Genomic DNA, 25506 nt, shown 5'->3' with positions numbered 1-25506 from the left:
CTTTTGGCACCATAATATACCTCCAATAAACGCCCCGCTTTAAGACAACAGACAGAAAGGAAAAGCGCACCAACGCACACAACAAAGAACACCAGCAACAGAACATGCAAAGCTTTTCTTTTTTCAAGCTTGCCCAAAGCGTGTATGGATATACTCACTCAAAAGTGTTTCAAATTCTTCCGCAATGTGCTCCCCACGCAAAGTTTTTACTTTCTGTCCCTCAATAAAAACAGGTGCTGCTGGATTTTCGCCCACTCCGGGCAATGAAATACCAATATCAGCATGTTTTGATTCTCCCGGTCCATTGACGATACAGCCCATCACAGCAACCTTTAAACTTTCAACCCCAGGATATTTTTCACGCCAAACAGGCATATTTTTGTGTAAATCTGCTTCAATTTTTTGTGCCAATTGCTGAAACACTGTCGAGGTTGTGCGACCACATCCAGGACAAGCAGTAACAACAGGCAAAAATTGCTGAAACCCCATCGCCTGCAAAAGTTCTTGCCCCACCTTTACTTCCCGTGTCCGATCTCCACCAGGTTCAGGCGTTAAGGAAATACGGATGGTATCGCCAATTCCTTGCTGTAACAAAATTCCCAAAGCCACAGAAGAAGCAACAACACCCTTTGTTCCCATTCCTGCTTCGGTCAATCCCAAATGGAGCGCATAATCACAACGCTCTGCCAAACTGCTACAGACAGCAATAAGATCTTGCACATCACTCACCTTAGCAGAAAGAATAATTTTATCCCGCCCCAATCCAAGCTCTTCTGCGAAAGCAGCCGAAAGCAAAGCCGATTGCACAACCGTTTCTCGCATGACTTCAGCAACCGATAAGGGATTTTCCTGTTTTGCATTTTCATTCATAAGCTGTGTCAACAATGCATTATCAAGAGACCCCCAATTCACCCCAATGCGAATAGCTTTGCCATATTGGCAAGCGATCTCGATAATTTCTGCAAACTGGCGATCCTTCTTTGCACCAAAACCGACATTTCCAGGATTAATCCGATATTTTGCCAGCGCCTGTGCACAAGCAGGATGTTCTGCTAAAAGTTTATGCCCAATATAATGAAAATCTCCCACCAATGGTACAAAAAAGCCCAATCGCTCCAATCGCTCACGTATTTTAGGCACAGCAGCAGCAGCTTCATCACGATCAACGGTGATGCGCACCAATCGGGAACCAGCTTGCCAAAGAGCTGCAACTTGCGAAACGGTTGCATCGACATCAGCAGTATCGGTATTGGTCATTGACTGAACAACAATTGGATGATGACCACCAACCATCACATCACCAACAGCAACAGCAACAGAGCGACGACGCTCAAGGGGTTTAGATAAAAAATACGCAGTGCTCATCGAGTCCTCAAATTTTCAAAATCCAGCGCTTATCGACCATCATTTTGGTCTCATCTTCCCCCTTAAGGATCAAAATTCCTTCAAAATCACCAACCTCATTACAGATGAGGCTCTCGCGGGAGCCCTCACCTCATCATCACTTTTGTGATGGACCTGACAGGTTTCATTCATTTCAAGAAACCATTGGATAAGTCCTATCCTAAATATCTCGTTCAATTTTATACTTTTACACCTGGTTCATTCAAAAGAAAACAGAAATCAAACAAAGACAAGGCCGTATGCTTAGTATCTTATATCCCCCTTAAAAGACAATTTTTACAGCATGACAAAAAATGCTTATTGCAATCTCATGTAAAAAGATACCGTTTCATTCAACCAAAGCATCTACCTTACCCTTTTACATGAACAACAAAAAGCGCCATTAATGCAACCTTTCAATTTTCAAGCCGTTATAGCAAAACACCACACAAAATTCCAATTTTCGTAAAACAATATAACACATGAAGGAGTCAACAAATGTGGTTATTTTCAACCAACACCCAAAATGCTAAAATTAAAAAACGCATCGCACAATTAAAAAATGAACTTGTCCCTGTAAGCCGTGGAGGTTTTCATAATGATAGCTTTGAAAATATCTCTGACCTCCTTGACACATGGAAACAAAAAGGGCGTCACGCGCTTGTTCATCTCAACGAGCACGCTACAGAATTAAAGAAAAAAGTAAAAGAGCACCCTAAAACAACCCTTGCCTTAGCAGCAGGATTGGTCTTGGCTGGCTTTTTTCTAGTACGCAAACATTAACAACACAACCAGCCCTTTTAATGCCCGTTTTACATCGGGCATTTTTTTATATCTTAAAAATCATAACATTAAAAATGTGACAGAACGGCACAATCAGCTCGATAAAAGATATATTCCATCTTCACCGATGAGAGCTCCTCCACATCATCAATCTGATAACAGATTGCTTTTCTCGAGAACACATGAATGAAGCTTAATCAGCACTTTGAAGAATAATATTTTACAACAGAGCAGATATAAGCTTAAAGAGGTGCATCATGACAAACCAAATGAAATCCTCCAAAGTGAATGTCCACTTGCTATAAGAAAAAGGTATAAAAATCAAACTCAAGAAACCCAAAATTCTAACCTCCAGAATTGGCGCGTTGCGAAGTATCTACATATGTGACAACAGACATACCAGGAATGAGCTTTTCAACCCCCTCCTGTCCGGGATCTATTGCAATACGAACAGAAATGCGCTGCGCAATTTTAATAAAATTGCCAATTGTTGTATCCGTTTTTAACAAAGAAAATTCTGAACCTGTTGCAGGTGCGAATCGAAGCACGCGTCCTTTTAATTTTTTATTGTTCAATGCATCAACAGAAAAAATAACCGGTTGTCCCACACGCATCTGAGAAAGTTGCGTTTCCTTATAATTAGCAATAATCCAAATATCATCAGAAATAACCGATACCAATTGTGCCCCTGGCAAAACATATTGCCCTACTCTGGCCCCCACAAAGCCGATATAGCCTGTTTTAGGAGATAAAATCTTGGTATGGTCGAGATTAATTTTAGCCAATTCAACACCAACCTTTGCGCTTACTACGTCTGACTGTAAACTTTGCCGCTCAAGATCCAACTGTTTTTGCAATTGGCGTTTTGTTTCAAGTGCTGTCAACAATTGCGAAAGAGGCCGAAAAACAGCATTGGAAGCACTACCAAAGCCCAGCTTTTTGTTTTCAGGCAGAGCATTGGAAAACGCTTTTGAGCGTGCTAATTCTGCTTCTGCAGCATTCACTTCTCCTTGTAAAATCTGAGCTTGCAACATAATACTTGCAAGTTTTGCATTTTTTGAATCAAGAACAGCCTGTGCTCGTGCCAACTGTTGGCGAAACAAAGCATCATCGAGTTCAAATAAGAGCATTCCCTTTTCAACGCGTTGATAATCTTGCACATAAATCCGTGAAACGACACCTGAAATCCGTGAACTAACCAAAGTTACATTGCCCTTAATGGAAGCATTATCGGTTATTTGAATGGTACTGACAAAAGGAGGAAGCCTCCACGCCCATAAAATCAGCAAAATACCAGTAACACCAGAAAGGAATGCAACAAGCGTTGCTTTTGATCGTAATGCTTTTATCACTTTCTACACCCCTTTTCACGAACATGAAATTGCTTTTTGAATGTATGAAAAGAACATAACTTTATAAATATTTTGACAAGAAAAACAGCAAATACAACTATAGCAATATAAAAATACAGCCGAAAGACATCACCATAAGCAAAAATATTCGCTGTTAACTTAAACTTTTCAATCAATCTAGATGTTCCTTGCTCATTTCCCAAAAAGTGAGAAACAGAAACATCATAAGAAGGAGAAAATAAGCTATTAATCTCCCCTGAAATAAGCGGGTCGGTGACAACAATATTTTGTGTTAAAATCTCAAAGTTTTTATGAGCGAAAAAAAATTGCAAACTGCCAAACAAAGCTGCCCCCATTAATCCGCCCGTTACTTGCGTCAACAGAAAAACAGCAATAAAACTAAGAACGTAACGCGGCCCTCGCTCACCCGATATCACAAATCCTCGACAAAGAGCAGGCGGTAAAAAAAGTGCATAACTAAAACTCACCAATCCTTGACTGAGCATCATATCTTGAGGATTGGTTAAATGGTTTACATGGCTGTCTAAATATGCCCCAAGAGCCAAACAGCCCAAAGAGATAAGATAAAAATAATCTTCACGCCCAACACGTAAAAAAAACACACAAACCGCTCCCCCTAAAAGAGTCCCCAATATAATCGCCAAATACATGGGTGTCATTTCACGATTTAATAAACCAAAAAGATTAAAAAAACCGACTGCTAAAGTTGAGCGTTCTAACAAAAAAACATGAAAGATAAATAAAATGAGAACAGAGTACACCATTTCTTTACTGAAAAGCCAACGCAGATCAATCAAAGGATTTTCTCTATTAAGTTCAATCATAATGGCAAGAGTCAAAGAGAAAACGGCAAGAGCAAGTCCCCAACCAATCCAAGGCGCTTCATACCACCAATATAAGATACCAACAGACATAATCACTGCATTGAGTCCAAGGCCCAGAGCAATCAGACCATAGCTCAACCAGTCTAATTTCTGAATGACCTTGTTGCGTACCACAGGGGTTAGTGGAAGAGCATAGATACATCCCAAACTGATAAGAACCAGCCCCATCTCCAATGCTGAAAGACTCGAAAATCCACCATTTTCCAATAAATCCGGCGAAATCAAACGCGATAAGGGTGCTGCTAGGGCAGCATTCATATAATTCAAACTCAGAGCAACGGTAAACTTCTTTGCTGGTGCAAAAGCCTCCATCATATAAAGAAATGCGAGTGAAGCCATGGGGGCAGCAGCAATCCCAGCAAAGAAGCGAATGATCAGTGCGGAACGCAAATCCGTAACAAAGAGCTGCAAAACACAAACCAACACGAAGCCAAGGATTGATAATTCAGCAAAAGCACGCAGCCCAAACTGGTAGCGAATTTTGATCAACATAATGGCAACGCTCACATTGGGTGCCATATAAGCTGCAACCAACCATGTTGTTTCGGTGAGCGTTGCGTGGAAGCCACCGGTAAGATGAACAATGTTAGACTGAACAACATTTGCCCCTAAGCCATAAGCCCACTGCAAAATAAAAGAGGCAAAAATATACACCAAACATTTTGGCAAAGGCCCTGCGAAAACAAGACCAGGATTGGGAAAAGGTTTTCCTCCTCTTTTAGCAGACATAACCGTACTCTTTTTTCCGCCCATGTCGCTTTATTCCTGTATAATCCTTTACGCCTCTGTTACCCCAAGATCTTCAGCCATTAATTGATGAAAAAACGCTTTGACCTTATGACTTGTCTCATCACTTGTTCCCCCTTCCAAGGTTGCTTGCACTTGCAAAATTTTCTGCTCCAGCGCATCAAAAGAAAGCTTTTCGACAGCAACAACATGCTCCACCAAAAGAGAACAACCTGAAGCAGTAATATTTGCAACACCACCGCAAACAGCAAAGAGCTTTTCCCCTGCAGAGCTATGAATACGAACACTGCCCAATACAATACTTGCCACCAGCGGTGCATGATGCGCCATCACTGTCAGAGCACCTGACGCTGAAGGAAGAACAACGGATTTCACTTGCTCTGAAAAGACAATTTTTTCAGGCGAGACCAGTTCAAACAAAAAATGCTCTTCTCTATTGTGTTCCACAAAAATCTCCACGAGGCTGTATTAAGACCTCTTGCTGTGTTTACTTACCAACAAGCATTCATTGACGGATATCTTCTTATGAAGAAGCCTCTGCAATGAGACGCTTTCCTTTTTCAATGGCTTCATCAATGGAACCAACCATATAAAAAGCGGATTCTGGTAAATCATCATAATCACCAGCACAAAGCCCCTTAAAGCCCTTAATTGTTTCTTCCAAAGATACCAGTTTACCTGGTGAACCGGTAAAAGCTTCTGCCACATGGAAGGGTTGCGAAAGGAAACGTTCAATTTTACGCGCCCGCCCCACCAACAACTTATCATCTTCAGAAAGTTCATCCATTCCAAGAATAGCGATAATATCCTGCAGTGCTCTATAGCGTTGCAAAATGGTTTGCACTTGACAAGCCACAGTATAATGCTCCTCACCCACAACCAATGGGTCAAGCATGCGTGAGAAAGAATCAAGTGGATCAACGGCTGGATAAATTCCCTTTTCGGCAATTGAACGAGAAAGAACAGTTGTTGCATCCAAATGGGCAAAAGATGTTGCAGGAGCTGGATCGGTCAAGTCATCAGCTGGAACATAAATCGCCTGAACTGAGGTAATGGAGCCAGTTTTTGTACTGGTAATACGTTCTTGCAAAGCTCCCATATCGGTTGCCAAAGTTGGCTGATATCCCACAGCAGAAGGAATACGCCCCAAAAGAGCAGAGACTTCGGCCCCTGCTTGGGTAAAACGGAAAATATTATCCACGAAAAAGAGAACATCTTGCCCCTCATCACGGAAACTTTCTGCAATAGTCAAGCCAGAAAGCGCCACACGTGCACGAGCTCCTGGTGGTTCATTCATTTGCCCATAAACGAGTGCACATTTTGAACCTTCTGTTGAACCATTATTCTCTTTTGGATTTACATTCACACGACTTTCGATCATTTCATAATAAAGATCATTTCCCTCACGTGTGCGTTCTCCAACCCCAGCAAACACGGAATATCCACCATGCGCCTTTGCAATATTGTTGATAAGTTCCATAATAAGCACGGTTTTACCAACCCCAGCACCACCAAACAAACCAATCTTACCACCTTTAGAATAAGGTGCTAACAAATCAACGACTTTAATCCCAGTGACAAGAATTTCTGAAACGGTTGATTGTTCGACATATTCAGGAGCATTTTGGTGAATAGAGCGCGTTTTGGTTGTTGCAATTGGCCCCACATTATCAACGGGTTCTCCAATAACATTCATAATCCGCCCAAGAGTTGCTTCACCAACGGGCACACTAATCTGTGTTCCTGTATCAAAAACCTTTTGACCACGAACAAGCCCATCAGTGGTATCCATAGCAATGGTACGCACAGTATTTTCACCCAAATGCTGCGCAACTTCCAAAACCAATCGATTGCCTAAATTATCGGTTTCCAATGCATTAAGAATATTTGGCAAATGGCCTTCAAACTTCACATCGACAACAGCACCAATAACCTGTTTGATCTCACCAACAGCACCTTTAGCATAGGCATTTTTCTTTACAGGGGTATTTCCAGAAGCACTCTGCACAGGCGTAGGAGAATCCTTTACACTTGTTTGAGATTTCGAGGCGGCTTTTTTCACGCCTGAACGAGCAGCTGGTTTCTTTTTTTCAACTTTTGCTGCTTCCTTACTTGACGTCACTGCTTTTACCATCAATCCTTACCTTTTCAATTTACAGCGCTTCAGCGCCCGCAATAATTTCGATCAATTCTGTTGTGATCTGTGCCTGACGCTGACGATTATAAGCCACCGTCAATTTATTAATCATTTCACCTGCATTGCGCGATGCATTGTCCATGGCCGTCATCTTCGCACCCATTTCGCCAGCGATATTTTCCAGCAAAGCCCGAAAGATTTGCACAGAAAGATTACGTGGAACAAGTTCATCCAAAAGAGAGACAGCATCGGGTTCATATTCATAAACAATTTGCTGTGAAACATCGCCTTTATCTGCTTTTCCCACAACATCATTTTTCTCCATCGCCTCTTTTGGGGAAAGCGTTGGAATTAAACAAAAAGCCATCGGGCGCTGATTAATCACGGAAACAAATTCAGAATAAAACAGCGTACAAACATCAAATACCCCTTCATTGAATAAATCAATGATTCGTTGGCTAATCATGGCTGCCTCAGCAAAACCAATGCGTTTTACAGCATGCAAATCGATGTGATCAATCATCAAAGCTTTGTAATCACGCGATAAAATATCAGCACCCTTTTTTCCCACGGTCAAAATCTTAACAACTTTACCAGCAGCAAGCAGTGCCTTAATCTGTTCACGGGCACGGCGTGCAATCTGCACATTAAAAGCACCACAAAGCCCGCGCTCAGCAGTAAAGACCACCAAAAGATGGACATCATCTCGTCCTGTTCCTCGCATAAGAGGCGGAGCATCAATTCCATCAACATCGGCGGCAACACTGGCTAAAACATCAGCCATACGCTGTGCATAAGGACGTGCAGAACGCGCCGCTTCTTGTGCACGGTGCAACTTTGCTGCCGCCACCATTTGCATGGCTTTGGTAATCTTCTGTGTTGCCTTAACCGAGGCGATACGGTCTCTAAGATCCTTCAACGACGCCATTTAAGCATTCCATCACTTCATCACGAAAAATTCTTCGCATAAGACTTAAGAACAGTAAGCAACTTCTTCTTAAGTTCATCGGTTAGCTGTTTTTGCTCAGCAATTGCCTGTAAGAGGTCTTGATAATCGCTACGTAAAAGTGTCAAAAGCCCTTGTTCAAAGCGCGCGACATCCCCAACAGCCAAAGAATCAAGGTAACCATTCACCCCAGCGAAAATGACAGCAACCTGCTCTTCTGTTTTAAGAGGAGAAAATTGTGGTTGCTTTAAAAGCTCCGTCAAACGCGCACCACGATTTAAAAGACGCTGCGTTGAAGCATCCAAATCAGAACCAAACTGCGCAAAAGCAGCCATTTCACGATATTGTGCCAGTTCCCCCTTAATCGAACCAGCCACTTGCTTCATCGCTTTAATTTGTGCAGCAGAACCAACACGGGACACGGAAAGACCAACATTCACAGCAGGACGAATCCCTTGATAAAACAAATTGGTTTCCAAGAAAATCTGTCCATCGGTAATGGAAATCACATTTGTAGGAATATAAGCAGAAACGTCATTTGCTTGCGTTTCAATGACAGGCAAAGCCGTCAAAGATCCAGAACCATTTTCTGCATTGAGTTTTGCCGCGCGCTCTAAAAGGCGTGAATGAAGATAGAAAACATCACCAGGATAAGCCTCACGCCCAGGAGGACGACGAAGCAAAAGGGACATCTGACGATAAGCCACCGCCTGTTTTGACAGATCATCATAACCGATCAAAGCATGTTGGCCATTGTCACGAAAATATTCTCCCATTGCACATCCAGCAAGAGGTGCAATAAACTGCAAGGGAGCAGGATCAGAAGCAGTTGCCGCAACAATAATGGAATATTCAAGGGCACCGCGTTCTTCTAGAATTTTAACAAACTGTGCCACCGTTGAACGTTTTTGACCGATAGCCACATAAATACAATAGACCTTATCCTGTTCTTGCCCTGAATTTTTTTCATGGAAAGGCCTCTGGTTTAAAAATGTATCGAGCAAAATCGCTGTTTTTCCTGTCTGCCGATCACCGATTACCAACTCACGCTGTCCACGCCCAATAGGAATGAGAGCATCAATAGCTTTTAATCCAGTTGACATTGGTTCATGCACAGATTGACGTGGAATAATTCCCGGCGCCTTAACATCAACACGACGGCGTTCTGTTGCCTTAAGAGGACCCTTACCATCTATAGGATTTCCCAATGCATCGACAACACGCCCAAGTAAAGCTGGTCCCACAGGAACATCGACAATAGCGCCCAACCGTTTAACGGTATCTCCTTCACGGATATCACGATCAGAGCCAAAGATCACCACCCCGACATTATCGACTTCCAGATTGAGCGCCATACCACGCACGCCATTTGAAAAGGCAACCATTTCACCTGCTTGAACATTATCCAAGCCATAAACGCGGGCGATACCATCTCCTACAGAGAGGACCCAACCAATTTCTGAAACTTCAGCCTTTTGGTCAAAGTCTCTGATTTGTTCTTTTAAAATTTTTGAAATTTCAGATGGTCTAATATCCATCAGCTGACCTCTTTTTTCAATGCAAGCTTAAGCGAAGATAATTTTGTTAAAAGAGACGTATCAATCTGACACGCCCCCACACGAACGATCAATCCACCAAGAAGTGTTGGATCAACAAGGATATGTAGCAAAATCTTTCCCCCAACAACGCCTTCCAAAGCCACGCGCAATTCTTTTTCCTGCTGTGCACTTAAAGGGCGAGCAGAAATAATCTGCGCTGAAATTTCTCTACGAGAGAGAGCGACACGACACTGGAAAGCACGTAAAATACCAGACAAGGCAGAAAGCCGACGATTTAGCGCAATAACACACAAAAAATTACCAACAATTTGACCAGCATTCTTATCAGCAAATTTGATGCTATCACAAACAGAACGCATCACTTTAACCTGCTCTTTTACTGAAAAGAATGGGCTGGCAACAAAGCGTTTTAAATCTTTATTTTTATCCAAGACAAGCAAAAATGATGCCACTGCCTTTTCAACCTTTTCAACGTTTCCAACTTCTTGAACGAAGTCAAAAAGCGCTTGCGCATAGCGTTGATCCACCAATGGCAGCGGTATAAGAGAAAATGAATCCGACACGAAATACCGCCTCTTTCCCTTGAGCGACTCTCTGATAATTATCAGATGAAATAAAACAGATATTCCAAATTTTAAGAGTCTCTTTCTTAAAACCCAGAACAAAAAACTTTTGGATTTCTAGCATAGACATCACCGACTCGCAACACCACAAACCTACGCTTTTTGAAAATTTTAACGAAAATATTAAAAATATTTTTAAACAAGAATTTTTCAGAGAACCATCAGTTTTTCTATATTTCTTTTTGCCATTCTCTGACAAATTTTTCAAGTTTTTTCTTTGCTTCATAATAATGCATAAGCAAACACAAAAAGCGCTCTTATTTATTAAGATTCTCTTTTGCCAAGGGCTTTTTGCTCTTACTATCGAAAAAGCTGTTTTATTTCAAACTGATCGGCAAAAAATAACAACAAATCTTCACCTTAAAATAAGAAGGAAGCTGATTTCCCCCTTTTAAGAACATTTCATCAAATACATTTCTTTTTAAAACGTCCCTTTTAAATAAATCCCGCATACTATGCCGCCCTTCATTTTACACCGTGTTTCTAAAGAAAGCTTTGCGGATCAATATCAATTTGAACGCGCACAGAACTAGGCATTTTAGGAGCATTGGCAAGCATCGCACCAATAAAGCCCTGTATATCAAAAGAACGCTGACCTTGTAATAAAAGCCGAAAACGATAACGCCCCCGAATGAGTGCTAATGGCGCCTCTGCTGGCCCCATGACCGAGATATTTTTCACTCTTGGAGCAATTTGACGCAACGACCGCGCATAATTTTCTGCTGCTTGGCGTTTTTCTGAAGACACAATCAAAGAAGCAAGTCGCCCATAGGGAGGCAAATGATACTGTTGACGCATCGCAATCTCATAAGCATAAAAATCTTCACCTTTTTGCGAAAGGAGGGCTTTTATCACGGGATGATCGGGTTGATAGGTCTGCAAAAGACCTAAACTTTCTATTCCCATTCGCCCTGCCCTACCCGTCACCTGAGAGAGAAGCTGGAAGGTACGCTCACTCGCACGCAAATCGCCATTGGCAAGGCCGAGATCGGCATCAATGACCCCCACGAGGGATAATCCGGGGAAATGATGTCCTTTAGCAACCAGCTGTGTCCCGATAATAATGTCAACATCGCCATTAGCAATAGCTTGCAATTCGCTTCGCAACTGACCAATGCCCCCTTTAAGATCTGTCGAGAGAATCAAGGACCGCGTCTGTGGAAAAAGCACGCCTATTTCTTCGGCAATTCTTTCCACACCAGGTCCGCAAGCCACAAGATGGTCTAATGTGCCACATTCAGGACAAGCTTCTGGAAGCGGCTGATGATAACCGCAATGATGGCATTTAAGCTGCCCTTGCGCACGATGCTCCACCAACCAGCTCGAACAATCATTACAATGAAAGCGATGTCCGCAAACACGGCACAAGGTTAAAGGTGCATAACCGCGACGATTGAGAAAAAGCAATGCCTGTTCGCCTTTCTCAAGCGTTTGTTTTAAAGCCTTCTCAAGAACAGAGGAAATAAAACGTCCCTTTTCTACACCGCCTTTACGCATATCAACCACCCGTAACTGTGGCAGCTCAGCCGCTTGAAAGCGCGTTGGCAAATGCACCTTTTGATAACGTCCCCACAAAACATTTGCCTGGCTTTCAATCGAAGGTGTTGCTGAGGATAAGATCACAGGAAAATTCTCAAAAGAGCCCCGTGCAACCGCCATATCACGCGCGTGATAAAAAACACGTTCCTCTTGTTTATAAGCAGCATCATGTTCTTCATCAACAACAATCAACCCAAGATCATGAAAGGGCAGAAAAAGTGCCGAACGTGCTCCCGCCACAACCCGCACACGCCCTTCTGCCACCTGTCGCCACACGCGTTCCCGACGACGTGGTGCCAAGTCAGAATGCCATTCCGCAGCTCCCGCTCCAAAGCGTGCATGAAAGCGATCTAAAAATTGTTGTGTTAAAGCAATTTCGGGCAATAAGATCAAAACCTGTTTGCCATCTGTGAGTGCCTGAGCAACCGCTTCAAAATAAACTTCTGTTTTTCCAGACCCCGTCACACCATCCAGCAAAAAAACTTGAAACTGAGAAGACAACACACCTTTCCGCAAAACTTTTGCTGCTTCACTCTGTGCCCCTTCCAACTGAGGAGGACAAAAATCAGGATTAGGCAGCCCCACAAGAGCTGGCGGTGGCAGCATAACCTCTTCAAAAATCCCAAGTACTTTTAAGCCTTCAACCACAGAAACAGAAGTTCCTGCCGCATGCGCAAGCCCAGAGCGTGTCCAAACCTCACCACCATGTGCCAACTCCAAAACCCGTGACCGTGCTGGTGTTAAACGCTCCACCCCCCCCCCACAATAGCGCAAGCCTTGTAGTTGTGCTTCTGGCTCTAAAGCAGCAGGGACCCCTAAAACCAATCGCGCAACAAGCCCCACGGGGGTCATCGTATATCGGCTAACAAACTGCAAAAATGCAATCATTTCTCCCTTTAATGGGGGACAATCAAAAACATGAAGCAGAGAGCGTAATTTTTTACCTGCCACGGGCTTGAGAGTTTGCCCATCTTTTGCTGTCTGCTCTCCCACATCAACGACAATGCCACAAACTTGCCGCCCCATCACCGGAACACGAACAAAAGAACCAACCGCACATTCCATAAAAGAGGGAACCTCATAACTATAAGCATGCGCAACAGGAAGAGGCACCAATACTGCAACAATTTTTCTCTCCCTCACATCTTCTGTCACATCTGATTTCATCTTTTGTCTCAAATTTTATATGAATCTTTTATACCAACAACATCTCTATTACAGATCTTTTTATAAAGAATCTTTTGTTGGTCTTACCATTTCAGCTCTACCGTCACCCTTTGACCTCTGTATCATCCACCATCAAATCACAAAAAAAGCCACAACGCTTGCAAAGAGTTATGCTTCCTCCATAGCAGATAAAATACAAAAACGATAAGCACACACAGCAAAAATACCCCAATGAAAATAATTCCCCTCCCATTACATATCCTATTATTTTCTAGAGCAACTTTATACCAGTCCTGTTATAAAACCAGTATTCTTGCATTTAATATTTTCTCAGCCAGCCTTTTGATATGGATGTAGAAAATGATTGATTCAATTTATTCTACTCTTAAGTCTCTTACCCACAATAAGCTTTTTCATAAGCCTACCATCACCACAACACACACAAAAAAGAGCCAACTTCACACTCCATAAAGCCACAGCTCTATAATGATAAGCATTCTATAAGAACACACGGCGCGCGCGCTCGTAGCACTTCCCCACATTTATTCGCTTCTCTTATTTTCGCCTTCACTTAATTTTCCTTTTCCAACAGCAAATTCTTACCCCCTTACCCCCTTACCCCCTTACCCCCTTACCCCCTTACCCCCTTACCCCCTTACCCCATTGCCCATTGCCCATTGCCCATTGCCCATTGCCCATTGATATCATAGCTTATCCTATAAGGGTGCAACCCACCCCCTTGCTTTTGCCATAAACAATAGCGCATAACAAAAACAGACGATAACAATGAGAGACTTTAAATAACAAATTACAACTAAGGAGATAGGATATGAAATTTTTTGTGGACAGCGCCAATATTGAAGAAATCCGAGAATTACAAAATTTAAATCTCGTTGATGGTGTGACCACCAATCCCTCACTCATCTTAAAATCAGGACGCAATATTCTTGAAGTGACAAAAGAAATTTGTAACCTTGTTAACGGACCTGTTTCTGCTGAAGTTGCGGCAACAAAATTCGAAGATATGATGAAAGAAGCTGCTGTTTTAGCAAAAATTGCCGACAATATTTGCATCAAGCTTCCCTTAACATTTGATGGATTAAAAGCTTGTAGCGCGCTGACAGCACAAGGATTAAAAACCAATCTCACCCTCTGCTTTTCTGCCAATCAAGCCTTACTTGCTGCCAAAGCAGGCGCAACATTTGTTTCACCATTTATTGGCAGAATCGAAGATTGTGGAAGTGATGGCATTGCACTACTACATGAAATTCGCACAGTTTATGACAACTACAGCTTTGCAACGCAAATTTTGGCAGCTTCCATTCGCACCGTTAATCACGTTAAAGAAGCAGCATTAAGCGGCGCCGATGTTGCAACCATCCCGCCAGCAGTCTTAAAAGCACTGGTGGAACATCCTCTAACCGATAAAGGATTACAAATCTTTCTCAAAGATTGGCAAAAAACCGGACAAAATATCGCTTAATATTTTGCTAGATTTCAAAACAACACAAAAGTCCGTTCCACTGGCTTTGCCAACAAAGCGTCTCTATGCGCTTTGCACATGATATATCTTGTAAAATCGTTCATAAAGCTGCACACAGTTTCCGTGCTTTTAGAGCTCTTTTGCAACCTTCTTCACCAAATATCCCCCCAACTATTCCACCAGCAATCTTAGAAGCGCTGGTATCGCAACTCCTCACCGATAAAGGATTACAAATCTTTATCCAAAACGATTAAATAAAAGAGCACTTAATGTTTTGCCAGATCTCGTGAAAGCAACATGAGAATCTGCTCCGCTAATTCTTCCGCCACACGCCTCCTAGCATTCTCTTCTGCTTGCATTGTTGCATATTCTTGGCGAAGCCGTTCAAAAGATGCACTCATAGTTCCCATGCCATTGGTAACAGGCATATTTTTCATATCCTGCAAGATATAGGAAGCTTTCCCCACAACGGTTCCAACAGAAGGCCGGCCCTCTCTTTTTCTATCGCGATCAATCTCTATCTGTACAGAATCTCTTGTAAACAGAGATGTTTGCAATATTAATTGGTAAGCTGGAGCAGAAGGTTTTCTACCACCTCCATAAAGAAGAAACAACAGATGATTACGCACCATTTGCCCAAAACGATCTGAAGGTTCAGCAATGACAATACTTGCCAGCTTTTTGGAAAGCCCCAAAGATTCTGCTCCTGCAAATCGACGAGAAGAAACAAAATCCATTGAACTTATTTTGGGTGAAATTTGCGAGACCTCATGATAAAGTGGTTCAATTTTGCACCCACAAAAAAGGGGGAATAAAGCTGCTAAACTGACCAGAAGAAAACTTTTAAAGAACGACATTAACAATCCTTTGTGGAACAACAATCATTTTTTTCACCGATTTTTCGCCCAAATGCATCTTGACAAAATCAAGAGCCAAAACAGCTTCTTCAATCATCGCCGCAGTAGCTGTTGCTGCCACAGTGACCTCACCGCGTTTTTTACCATTAATCTGTACTGGCAAAGTATAGCATTCTGCAACGGTTAATGCGGGATCATAAATGGGCCAAGCAAGTTCAGACACTAAAGTTTTCTCCCCTAAAGCAGCATGGCATTCTTCGGCCAAATGCGGCATGATAGGTGCAATCATAGCAAGGAAAAAATCCACTGCTTGGCGCAAAGCCGCCTTCATTTCATCCTCAACATCTGCCACCTTATTTAATAAAGGTGCCATAATATTCAAGAATTCATAAAGACGTGCAATAGCCCGATTAAAGGCAAATTTTTCCAAATCATCTTCCACGGCATAGAGCGTTCGATGCGCTACCTTTGACAGTTCCAAAGCCGCCCCTTGATGTCCAGCACGAGGTGCCACTTCCCTTAACAGCGGAGCACTCAAAGCCACATGGCGCCAGACGCGTTGCACAAAACGATGTGCTCCCTCAACGCCCGCTTCTGTCCAAATAACATCCCGCTCAGGAGGAGAATCCGACAACACAAACCAGCGCACAGTATCGGCACCATAGGAGGCAATAATATCATCAGGATCAACGACATTCTTTTTTGATTTGGACATTTTTTCAATCAAACCAATCGTCACTTCGCTTTGATCTGTTAATTTATAAGCCTGCCGCTTTCCATCCTTTTCAACAATGGTAATTTCTTCTGGTGAAATCCATCCCTTATCATCCCGATAAGTTTCATGCACCACCATGCCTTGGGTAAACAGCCCCTTAAAAGGCTCATCCACCGACACATAACCGATCAACTTCATGGCACGCATAAAAAAGCGCGCATAAAGAAGATGGAGAATGGCATGCTCAATTCCACCAATATACTGTTGCACGGGCAACCATTCTTTTGTCGCTTGCCGATCAACAGGCTCCTGGGCAAAAGGAGCAGTAAAACGCGCATAATACCAAGAAGAGTCCACAAAGGTATCCATGGTATCGGTTTCGCGCTTGGCAGGTTGACCGCAAACAGGACAAGCAACAGCTTGCCACCTTTCATGGCGCACAAGAGGATTGCCCAGCTGATCAAAAGTAACATCATCAGGCAACACAACAGGCAAATCCGCACGCGGAACAGGTACCACCCCACAAGATGTACAATGGATCATGGGGATCGGGCATCCCCAATAACGTTGACGTGAAATTCCCCAATCACGCAAACGAAATTGCACTGTTTTTTCTCCCTGTGGCTGCCCATGCAGCACTTGCCCCTCCAACCTTTTGGCAGCTTCTTCAAAAGCTTGTTGAGGTGTTAAACCATCCAAAAAGCTAGAATTAATCATCACGCCATCACCAACATAAGCGGTTTCAGCAATAACAAAATCTTCTTTCTCAACCGCGCAAGGCAAAACCACAGGACGCACAGGAAGATCATATTTACGAGCAAAATCCAAATCTCTCTGATCATGGGCAGGACAGCCAAAAACAACTCCCGTTCCGTAGTCCATAAGCACAAAATTAGCAATATAAACAGGAATATGCACCTTAACATCAAAGGGATGAACAGCCCAAAAGGGGGTGAGAAAACCTTGTTTTTCAGCGGTTTCAAGTGCAGCAGTTGTTGTTCCACCACTCCGACAATTTTCGATAAAAGCCTCTAGCTTCTTATCCTTTTTTGCGAGATCTTGCGCAATAGGATGATCCACAGACAGAGCCAAAAAGGAAGCGCCAAACAGCGTGTCAGGTCGTGTTGAATAACAAACAACCTCATCAAAGGACTTACAAACCTCATCCGCTCCCTCTCTTGGCTTCAAAGCCCAACGAATCAGCAAGCCTTGTGACTTACCGATCCAATTTTTTTGCATAGTGCGCACTTTTTCAGGCCACTGATCAAGCTTTTCAAGCCCTGCCAAAAGATCTTCACTAAAGTCACTAATTTTGAAAAACCACTGGGTCAATTCACGCTGTTCAACCAACGCACCAGAACGCCAACCCCGCCCATCGACAACCTGCTCATTTGCCAAAACAGTCTGATCAACGGGATCCCAATTCACCTTAGCCACTTTACGCGCCACCAATCCCTTTTGATAAAAATCAAGGAATAGCATTTGCTGGCGATGATAATAATCCACATCACAAGTGGCGAACTCTCGTGTCCAATCGAGTGAGAGCCCTAATTGCTTTAATTGCCCACGCATCACCGCAATATTTTGATAAGTCCAAGTTTTGGGATGCACTTTATTTTGCATAGCAGCATTTTCAGCCGGCATACCAAAAGCATCCCACCCCATAGGGTGAAGCACATTAAAGCCCTTTGCACGTTTATAGCGCGCAACCACATCTCCCATGGTATAATTGCGTACATGCCCCATATGAATGCGTCCTGAAGGATAAGGAAACATTTCTAAAACATAATATTTTTCACGACCATCCTCCACCACAGTCTGAAAAATCTTCTTTTCATCCCAAATCGCTTGCCATTTTTGTTCACGGGCACGTGGATTATAGCGTTCACCTAACTTATAACGTTCAATCGTCATTTCTATGATACTCTTTTACAAAATTGAACTAAAAAATTGTTTTATTATGCTTGACCATGGATTAACCTCATCGTCAACATTTTCCATAAATATTTCACGAAGTATTTTACAAATAACGACTAAAATCACGGAATAAAGATGACAAAGTACGAAAAGATGAACCCACACACCACCCCACTTGAACCTTCCCTTGAAGCATGGCAAAATCTACAAAAGGACATTGCTGAAACATGTAAAGAATACCATCGCGCTGCAGAAGAGGTGCAACTCATTGCTGTTTCAAAAACCGTTGCCATAGAGGATATACGCCCTCTTTTACAAGCGGGTCAGACTGTCTTTGCAGAAAACCGCGTGCAAGAAGCAGCTGCAAAATGGCCTGACTTGCGTCAACAGTTTGAAAATATTGAACTTCACCTTATCGGTCCCCTACAATCGAATAAAACAGCACAAGCTGTCAAAATTTTTGATGTCATTCAAACGGTTGACCGTGAAAAAATAGCCAAAAGTTTAGCCGAAGAAATGCAAAAACAACAAAAACATCTCCCCTGCTATGTTCAGGTCAATATCGGCTTAGAACCGCAAAAAACCGGCATTGCCCCACAAGAAGTGATCCCTTTTGTAGCCCTGTGTAAAAACAACTATGGACTTAATATCATTGGTCTGATGGCCATACCCCCCGCTGAGGAAAACCCTGGTCCCTATTTCGCACTCTTAGCAAAGCTAGCAAAAAAAGCTGAACTTCCAAAGCTTTCCATGGGCATGTCCAATGATTTTAAAACAGCCCTGCAATTTGGCTCAAATATCCTTCGCATTGGCTCTGCTTTATTTGGAAAACGCCCTGTATAAAGCAATTTGCCTTTATATAAATTTCCCCCTCCATATTAAACTCCCATTGAAAACTCTACAAACAAGCTAAAAACAACAGACATGAGAAAAAATATTCCCCTCAACAAAAGAGCAGTTCTAGCAGAAGCAAGCCCCAAGCTTCATTTTGTGCTGTTAGCAAAATGAGCAAAAAAGTTGGGCTTCCAAAACTTTTCATCAGCATGTCTCCAACATATCCCCAGTATGTCCAACGACTTCAAAACAACCCTGCTTTGTCTTTCATATTCTCACACCTTGACTTCACGTCGCTTCCCCTCTGATCAGCTCTCCACCAAAAGCACCCAAAAAGAAATCCTGAATATAAAGGCAAAATGATAGAAATCGATATATTACCCCCCCATGAAAAAACTGTCGCCAAACAAATAATTGAAAAAGAACATTCAATAGGATTATCGCGATGATTTCTATTAAGAACCACGTATTCTCTCAACCCCTCCGATATGTATAAACAATTCCCTCACCTGCCAATGGCATAAAGCAAAAAAGAAAAGGCTTATGGCTATCAATACGGCACTTCAATTTTCGTGTAAGCTTAGCGAAATAAACATTCCAAAACCAAAGTGAACATAGAAAATCGTACTCAACAACATAAGAATAAAGGCAGCATAGAAGCTTTCCATATACCGAAAAGATAAGATGCACACGACAATCGCTAAAAAAACATTCCCCCAATGGTATGCGTACAAACAATAAAAACGTATCTGATTTCAATTAGAAATATATTTTTTATTATTTTCGTAAATCAAAATAAAAAACCAATTTTCAGATAAAAAATTCTTCTAGTTTAAATTTTAAACTTAAATTAAGCAAAAATATGGTGTAATTTCTTATATTTTAAAATATTACAAAATAATACTATTATCTTATTAAGAATAAAATTTCATATATACATAATGTATATATGATTTATACAGTATTTTTATTATTATTTTTAAAGTTTATCTTTGACATTTTTCTAAAAATACGCGATAGCCATTTGAAATGTATCATTGTGATACTACTTTTAATGTAGAGAATTAATATGTTTGGTTCATTCAACACATTCGGTCATATGGCGACAAAGCCTTCTTTTGGTCATTCGCACAATTCAAGACCTACTCATGGAAATGCATGTTGTCCTAGTGCTTTTATGTCTCACATGAATGCAAGAAGTAGGAGTTTCGTCAGGAATAGTTAGTGCAATTCAAGGTGGTATAACTGGGGGAGCAGTGGGTGCATTTACAGGTGGAATGGGGGCTTTTGCATTAGGATTCGCAGGAGGTGCTGCTTGGGGTTTTATAGATAAAACTCGTGAATGTTGGTTCTAATTTATAAAAAGTAGCAACAAAGATATCTCTGAAATTAATAGTTTTATAAGTATATTTAAAATAATATACCAAAGTTAAATATCTACATCTGTGGATAAAATAGTTTTCAGAGATATCTATTTGTTTGTAACTTTTGCACATTTTAGTTTGGATTTTTTTATAATGGATATTTATCCTAAATTCTTGGAATCATTGTTTCAAACAATCATATTCGGATTAGTACTTATATTTATTTGTATATTTAAAAAATATAATAATAAAAATATTATAATGCAAATATCATTTATACTAATTATACATTTTTCTATTATATTTTTATTTAAATGTATTAAATAACTGCAAAATTAAATATTTATATATATGGACAAAATAATTTTCAGAGGTATATACTATATAAAATATTATAATAAGGATTTTTATATAATTGATATTCTTTATAAAATTGCAAGATTGTTATTAATAATTGTTGTATTTATCCCTATATATGCTACTTTTGTTAAAACATTCGGTGGTTGGAGTTGGAAACTATCTATAATAACAGGATTATTTGTAGGAATTCTATTTTTTATTTCTGATAGTTTATGTAGATATTTTGGTTGCTATTAATATTTAGTAAATTTATTCTTTTAAAACGAGTAAGTACAAAATAAAAATATTCTCATCAAAAAAGCACTCTCATTCCCTCTCCTAGGGTATTTTTTAATGTCTTTATGCGTTTATAAAAAGCTCTATATCGCAATAGGTTTTGCCGCATTTGAGTATCCTAAAAACATAAAATACTCTCTTTAATATCATCACATCAGATTTTAAAAATTGACTATTCCAATATTTGTCATTTAGTATAACCTCAAAATGAAGATTTTTATTTAAGAAAAAAATTGGAAAAACTCTGCCAAAATATAAAACTAAAATGGCTGATTTTTCTAAAAATAAATTAAAATGGGGAACTTATGTCTGAAAAAATCTATCCAATACCACATGATATTAAAAAAAATGCTTTCATCAATGAGGAGACCTATAAACAATGGTATCAGGAAAGCATCAATGATCCAGAAAGTTTCTGGGCAAAACACGGTCAATGCATTGAATGGTTTAAACCTTTCACAAAAGTAAGAAATACTTCCTTTTATGATAATGTACCAATTCAGTGGTACGAGGATGGAATAACAAATGTTGCCTATAATTGCATTGATCGCCACCTAAAAACCCATGGTGATAAAATCGCCCTCATTTGGGAAGGGGATAATCCCTATCATGATAAAAAAATCACCTATAACGAACTTCATGAACATGTTTGCCGTTTTGCCAATATCTTAAAAAACCACGGCGTCAAAAAAGGTGACAAAGTCACCATTTACTTAACCATGATTCCTGAAGCAGCTTATGCCATGCTCGCTTGCGCTCGGATTGGTGCTATTCATTCGGTGATTTTCGCTGGCTTTTCTCCTGAGGCAATAGCAGGACGCATTGTTGACTGTGAATCGACCTTTATCATTACCGCAGATCACGGATTACGTGGTGGCAAACGAATTAATTTAAAAGAGAATGTTGATCATGCTATTGAGATTGCAGCGCGCCAAAATGTGCATGTAGACCAAGTCATGGTTATACGGCGGACCTGTGGACCAATTGAATGGGTAGAGGGACGTGATTTTTGGTACCATAAAGAAATAGCGCATACCAAAACAGATTGTCCAGCAGAACCAATGAACGCTGAAGATCCCCTTTTTATCCTTTATACTTCAGGTTCAACGGGAAAACCCAAAGGTGTTTTGCATACCACAGCAGGCTATCTTGTTTATGTAGCCATGACCCATCAATATGTTTTTGATTATCATCCCGGTGAAATTTATTGGTGCACGGCCGATATTGGCTGGATTACGGGGCATTCTTACTTGGTTTATGGGCCTTTATGCAATGGTGCGACCACTTTAATGTTTGAAGGCACCCCCACTTTTCCTGATAAGGGAAGATTCTGGGAAATTGTCGACAAACACCAAGTCAATACATTCTACACCGCACCAACAGCTATTCGCGCTTTAATGGGTGCGGGCAATTCCTTTGTTGAGCACTCGAAAAGAACATCCTTGCGTCTTTTAGCGACCGTAGGTGAACCCATTAATCCAGAAGCATGGGAATGGTTTTATCATACGGTTGGAAACAGTCACTGCCCCATTCTTGATACATGGTGGCAAACAGAAACGGGAGGGCATATAATTACACCCTTGCCCGGTGCAACACCGCTTAAAGCAGGATCAGCTACACGTCCTTTCTTTGGGGTTCAACTGCAAATCGTAGATGATCAAGGAAATGTTCTTGAAGGTGAAGCAGAAGGCAATCTTTGCATCGTTGACTCATGGCCAGGACAAATGCGCACGCTCTATAAGGATCACGAGCGCTTTATTGAAACTTATTTTTCCACCTATAAAGGGAAATATTTTACAGGCGATGGCTGTAGACGCGATAGGGATGGCTATTACTGGATTACAGGACGGGTTGATGACACTCTCAATGTCTCCGGACACAGGCTAGGAACAGCTGAAATTGAATCAGCACTTGTTTTGCATCCTGCTGTTTCAGAAGCCGCTATTGTTGATTACCCTCACCCCATTAAAGGACAAGGAATTTATAGTTTTGTCACTCTCATGGAAGGGGCAACCCCAAGTGAAGAATTGCGCAACGAGCTGATTAAGCATGTGAGAAAAGAAATAGGCTCCATTGCCATATTGGATAAAGTTCAGTTTGCCCCTCAGCTTCCCAAAACGCGATCGGGGAAAATTATGAGACGTATTTTGCGAAAAATTGCTGAAAATAATTTTGATAATTTAGGAGATATTTCAACTCTTTCCGAACCACAAGTGGTTGAAGACCTTATTGCCAACCGCCAAAATAAAGAAACCACGGTTTAGGGCACAATACCACCGGTGGGCTTTAGCCTTTTTGCTAAAACAATCCCAGCAGTTTTGCTAAAGCCACCGATAAAGATCTCACCTCATACCGCGCTTCCATTTACCAACGCAAAATCTTCTATTTCCCAAAGCAAAATATTGTCACTGCTCCCAATATTGAGAGCACTTATAAGAAAGATATTAGCACTTCTCTTAAGATATTTATCCACACGCACATTTCTCATGAAGCGCAAATGCATATCATAAAAGGCTTGCCATGGGTAAATTTTACTGTCTGCAAAACTTTCTTATCAAATTGCAAAATGATAAATTATCTTTATAAATAAATGTCTTGCAAAAGAAAAAACAAGCAACATTTAAAATTATAAAAGATGAATTTTAACACACACCAAAGTAATCAAATACATCATGCACCTTATCGACCACCAAACGAATAAGATCAGCACTATGCCCAAAAACAGTGAGGAACAATTCTCATGTTTCTGCTAGAAACACCTTGGAATTCCTGCTAAAATCGTAAATAAAGATAAAATAAAGAAATATAAGAGATATTTTATAGATAATATTTCTCAAAAAATAAGAAATATTGCAAGCTATAGAGTATGAACAAGAGCTAAAGTAGTAGGAGCTAAAGTTCTAAAAGTGATACACTATAAAAGCAGAAAAAGCAGAAGTGGTAACGAAAAGTGATTCATTTTGAAAACGTCGGTCTACGCTATGGAATGGGCCCTGAAGTTCTTCGTGATATTAGTTTTCATATTCCTGCTGGCTCATTTCAATTTCTCACGGGTGCCTCGGGGGCGGGTAAAACATCGTTAATGCGTCTGATGTTTTTAGCACTCAAACCAACGCGTGGTCATATTGATCTCTTTGGCAAGGATACGGCATTGCTCAAAAGGCAAGAGCTTCCGGCACTACGAAGACGTATTGGCGTGGTTTTTCAAGATTTTCGTCTCCTTGATCATATGACCACTTATGAAAATGTCTCTCTCCCCTTACGCATTAAAGGACAAGAAGAAGCAACTTATCGCAGCGAAGTAGAAGATCTTCTCTGTTGGGTAGGTCTTGGCGATCATATTCACGTTTTACCACCGGTTCTCTCTGGAGGAGAAAAACAAAGGGTAGCCATTGCCCGCGCACTCATTGATCAACCTGAAATTTTGCTTGCGGATGAACCGACAGGAAATGTTGATCCACCACTGGCAAAACGCCTGCTCCGTTTGTTTATTGAATTAAACCGTTTTGGGACAGCGGTCGTCATTGCCACCCATGATATAGCTCTGATGGAACAAGTCGCCGCACGACGTATGCTTCTCCATAATGGACGGATGACAATTCATGAATAAGTCTTTCCCTATTTTCACCAGAAATCAAAAAAACACAACGGCGATTATTCCCAGAAGCAATATTTCTGGGCAAGCGTTGGTTGCCGTGATTGCTATTATGACATTTCTCTCAAGTCTCACCTTAATTGGTGTTGATTTAGTTCACCGTGCAGCACAGAATTGGAGTCGTGAAATTAGCTATGAAGCAACCATTCAAATACGCCCCATGGAGAATGTTGATATTGAAAAATCTCTTCATGATGCCGTAGAATTGGTAAAAACCTTTCCTGGTGTAGAAGATGCGAAAATTGTTGACCAAACGGCCACTGAAAAACTGCTCGAGCCATGGCTTGGAACGGGTTTTAATTTAAATGAATTGCCCCTTCCCCGCCTCATCATCGTCACCCTAAAGGATAGGGAAGAAATTGATTTTCATGCCATCAGTCAGGCAATAAAAGCACAAATCCCGGGAGGTCAGTTTGACGATCACCGTGTTTGGGTCAAGCGTTTTACAACCATGGCACACACCACTGTTTTGATTGGTTTTTCAATTTTAATACTGGTTTTAGGCTCATTGATACTCACAATTATCTTTGCCACACGCAATGCACTGGCGGAAAATGCACATATTATCAATGTGTTATATTTTCTTGGCACAGAAACCATTTTCATTGCGCGACAATTCGACTGGCATTTTTTAAAAACTGCCCTTCGTGGTGCATTATATGGTGGTATTGCAAGTGCATTTCTGTTTGCTATTTTTGTCTTTTGGACAAACTATAACTTAGGGAAAGTAGAGGCGAGTCAAATAACCGCCTTATTCGGACACCTTTCCGCACACTCTTTTCCCTATGGAAAAATCATTGGCCTTATCGTTTTTGTTTCTTTTCTCACCACACTTACAAACCGCATGACTATTTTAGCGCAGCTCAAAAAAATTGATCAATGCGAAAACGGTTTATTTTAATTT

Annotated in this window: 19 protein-coding genes; 8 read left to right on the top strand and 11 right to left on the bottom strand. The window is 41.1% G+C overall.

The genetic code is table 11. The annotated features are described in order from the left end of the window. Positions 1 to 123: 123 nt before the first annotated feature. Entirely contained in the window at positions 124 to 1365 is a 1242-nt protein-coding gene (gene ispG, locus BN202_RS04755) for a flavodoxin-dependent (E)-4-hydroxy-3-methylbut-2-enyl-diphosphate synthase (RefSeq protein WP_019219413.1), read from the bottom strand. Between the two features lie 516 nt (positions 1366 to 1881). Between ispG and BN202_RS04750 the strand changes: the two genes are divergently transcribed. Next, entirely contained in the window at positions 1882 to 2166 is a 285-nt protein-coding gene (locus BN202_RS04750; RefSeq protein ID WP_019219412.1) for a hypothetical protein, read from the top strand. A gap of 344 nt (positions 2167 to 2510) precedes the next feature. On the opposite strand, the gene BN202_RS04745 is transcribed toward BN202_RS04750, so the two are convergent. The 8 genes from BN202_RS04745 to BN202_RS04710 all read right to left on the bottom strand — a co-directional run bounded on the left by BN202_RS04745 (position 2511) and on the right by BN202_RS04710 (position 13141). Next, a complete protein-coding gene (locus tag BN202_RS04745) occupies positions 2511 to 3518 on the bottom strand; it encodes an HlyD family secretion protein (RefSeq protein ID WP_019219411.1) in 1008 nt (335 codons plus the stop codon). Then, positions 3515 to 5176: an MFS transporter gene (locus tag BN202_RS04740; protein WP_034987304.1), complete on the bottom strand. Its 1662-nt coding sequence runs from the start codon at positions 5174 to 5176 to the stop codon at positions 3515 to 3517. The genes BN202_RS04745 and BN202_RS04740 overlap by 4 nt, the downstream gene beginning before the upstream one ends. A 24-nt stretch (positions 5177 to 5200) precedes the next feature. Beyond that, the gene (gene atpC / locus BN202_RS04735; protein ID WP_019219409.1) at positions 5201 to 5617 is read right to left on the bottom strand and encodes an ATP synthase F1 subunit epsilon; all 417 of its coding nucleotides are present in this window, start codon (positions 5615 to 5617) and stop codon (positions 5201 to 5203) included. Positions 5618 to 5693: 76 nt separating this feature from the next. Further along, on the bottom strand, positions 5694 to 7304 hold the full coding sequence (gene atpD / locus BN202_RS04730; protein ID WP_019219408.1) for a F0F1 ATP synthase subunit beta: 1611 nt from the start codon (positions 7302 to 7304) through the stop codon (positions 5694 to 5696). Positions 7305 to 7323: 19 nt separating this feature from the next. Next, the gene (locus BN202_RS04725) at positions 7324 to 8235 is read right to left on the bottom strand and encodes a F0F1 ATP synthase subunit gamma (RefSeq protein ID WP_019219407.1); all 912 of its coding nucleotides are present in this window, start codon (positions 8233 to 8235) and stop codon (positions 7324 to 7326) included. A 20-nt stretch (positions 8236 to 8255) separates the two neighbouring features. Beyond that, positions 8256 to 9791, bottom strand: coding sequence for a F0F1 ATP synthase subunit alpha (gene atpA / locus BN202_RS04720; RefSeq protein ID WP_019219406.1), 1536 nt, complete (start codon positions 9789 to 9791; stop codon positions 8256 to 8258). Next, positions 9791 to 10375: an ATP synthase F1 subunit delta gene (gene atpH, locus BN202_RS04715; RefSeq protein ID WP_019219405.1), complete on the bottom strand. Its 585-nt coding sequence runs from the start codon at positions 10373 to 10375 to the stop codon at positions 9791 to 9793. Before atpH ends, atpA begins: the two co-directional genes overlap by 1 nt. A 543-nt stretch (positions 10376 to 10918) precedes the next feature. Continuing rightward, positions 10919 to 13141, bottom strand: a complete 2223-nt coding sequence (locus BN202_RS04710) for a primosomal protein N' (protein WP_019219404.1) — start codon at positions 13139 to 13141, stop codon at positions 10919 to 10921. Positions 13142 to 13970: 829 nt separating this feature from the next. Here BN202_RS04710 and fsa point away from each other — a divergent pair. Next, entirely contained in the window at positions 13971 to 14624 is a 654-nt protein-coding gene (fsa, locus tag BN202_RS04705; RefSeq protein ID WP_019219402.1) for a fructose-6-phosphate aldolase, read from the top strand. 65 nt (positions 14625 to 14689) lie between these two features. Continuing rightward, positions 14690 to 14878 (top strand): hypothetical protein, encoded by a 189-nt coding sequence (locus BN202_RS10285; RefSeq protein WP_019219401.1) that lies wholly within the window; start codon positions 14690 to 14692, stop codon positions 14876 to 14878. Between the two features lie 12 nt (positions 14879 to 14890). Here BN202_RS10285 and lptE read toward each other — a convergent pair whose 3' ends face one another. Together lptE and leuS are read right to left on the bottom strand one after the other, a co-directional pair. After that, positions 14891 to 15481 (bottom strand): LPS assembly lipoprotein LptE, encoded by a 591-nt coding sequence (lptE, locus tag BN202_RS04695; RefSeq protein WP_019219400.1) that lies wholly within the window; start codon positions 15479 to 15481, stop codon positions 14891 to 14893. Further along, a complete protein-coding gene (leuS, locus tag BN202_RS04690) occupies positions 15468 to 18110 on the bottom strand; it encodes a leucine--tRNA ligase (RefSeq protein WP_019219399.1) in 2643 nt (880 codons plus the stop codon). Before leuS ends, lptE begins: the two co-directional genes overlap by 14 nt. A 156-nt stretch (positions 18111 to 18266) precedes the next feature. Here leuS and BN202_RS04685 point away from each other — a divergent pair, with 156 nt between their 5' ends. From BN202_RS04685 to BN202_RS04660, 5 genes are all read left to right on the top strand, one after another. Then, positions 18267 to 18956 carry a YggS family pyridoxal phosphate-dependent enzyme gene (locus BN202_RS04685; protein WP_019219398.1) on the top strand — a complete coding sequence of 230 codons (690 nt, stop codon included), beginning with the start codon at positions 18267 to 18269 and terminating at the stop codon, positions 18954 to 18956. 1181 nt (positions 18957 to 20137) lie between these two features. Beyond that, entirely contained in the window at positions 20138 to 20302 is a 165-nt protein-coding gene (locus tag BN202_RS09705; RefSeq protein ID WP_019219395.1) for a hypothetical protein, read from the top strand. A gap of 950 nt (positions 20303 to 21252) precedes the next feature. After that, positions 21253 to 23211 carry an acetate--CoA ligase gene (gene acs, locus BN202_RS04670; protein ID WP_019219394.1) on the top strand — a complete coding sequence of 653 codons (1959 nt, stop codon included), beginning with the start codon at positions 21253 to 21255 and terminating at the stop codon, positions 23209 to 23211. A gap of 686 nt (positions 23212 to 23897) precedes the next feature. Beyond that, the gene (gene ftsE, locus BN202_RS04665; RefSeq protein WP_019219392.1) at positions 23898 to 24557 is read left to right on the top strand and encodes a cell division ATP-binding protein FtsE; all 660 of its coding nucleotides are present in this window, start codon (positions 23898 to 23900) and stop codon (positions 24555 to 24557) included. Next, positions 24550 to 25503 carry a cell division protein FtsX gene (locus BN202_RS04660; protein WP_019219391.1) on the top strand — a complete coding sequence of 318 codons (954 nt, stop codon included), beginning with the start codon at positions 24550 to 24552 and terminating at the stop codon, positions 25501 to 25503. Before ftsE ends, BN202_RS04660 begins: the two co-directional genes overlap by 8 nt. The last annotated feature ends 3 nt before the right edge of the window (positions 25504 to 25506 follow it).

Source organism: Bartonella florencae (assembly GCF_000312525.1).
Taxonomy (GTDB): Bacteria; Pseudomonadota; Alphaproteobacteria; order Rhizobiales; family Rhizobiaceae; genus Bartonella; species Bartonella florencae.
Note: the sequence above shows the minus strand (reverse complement) of the source record. Positions and strands in the feature narration are given on the sequence as shown.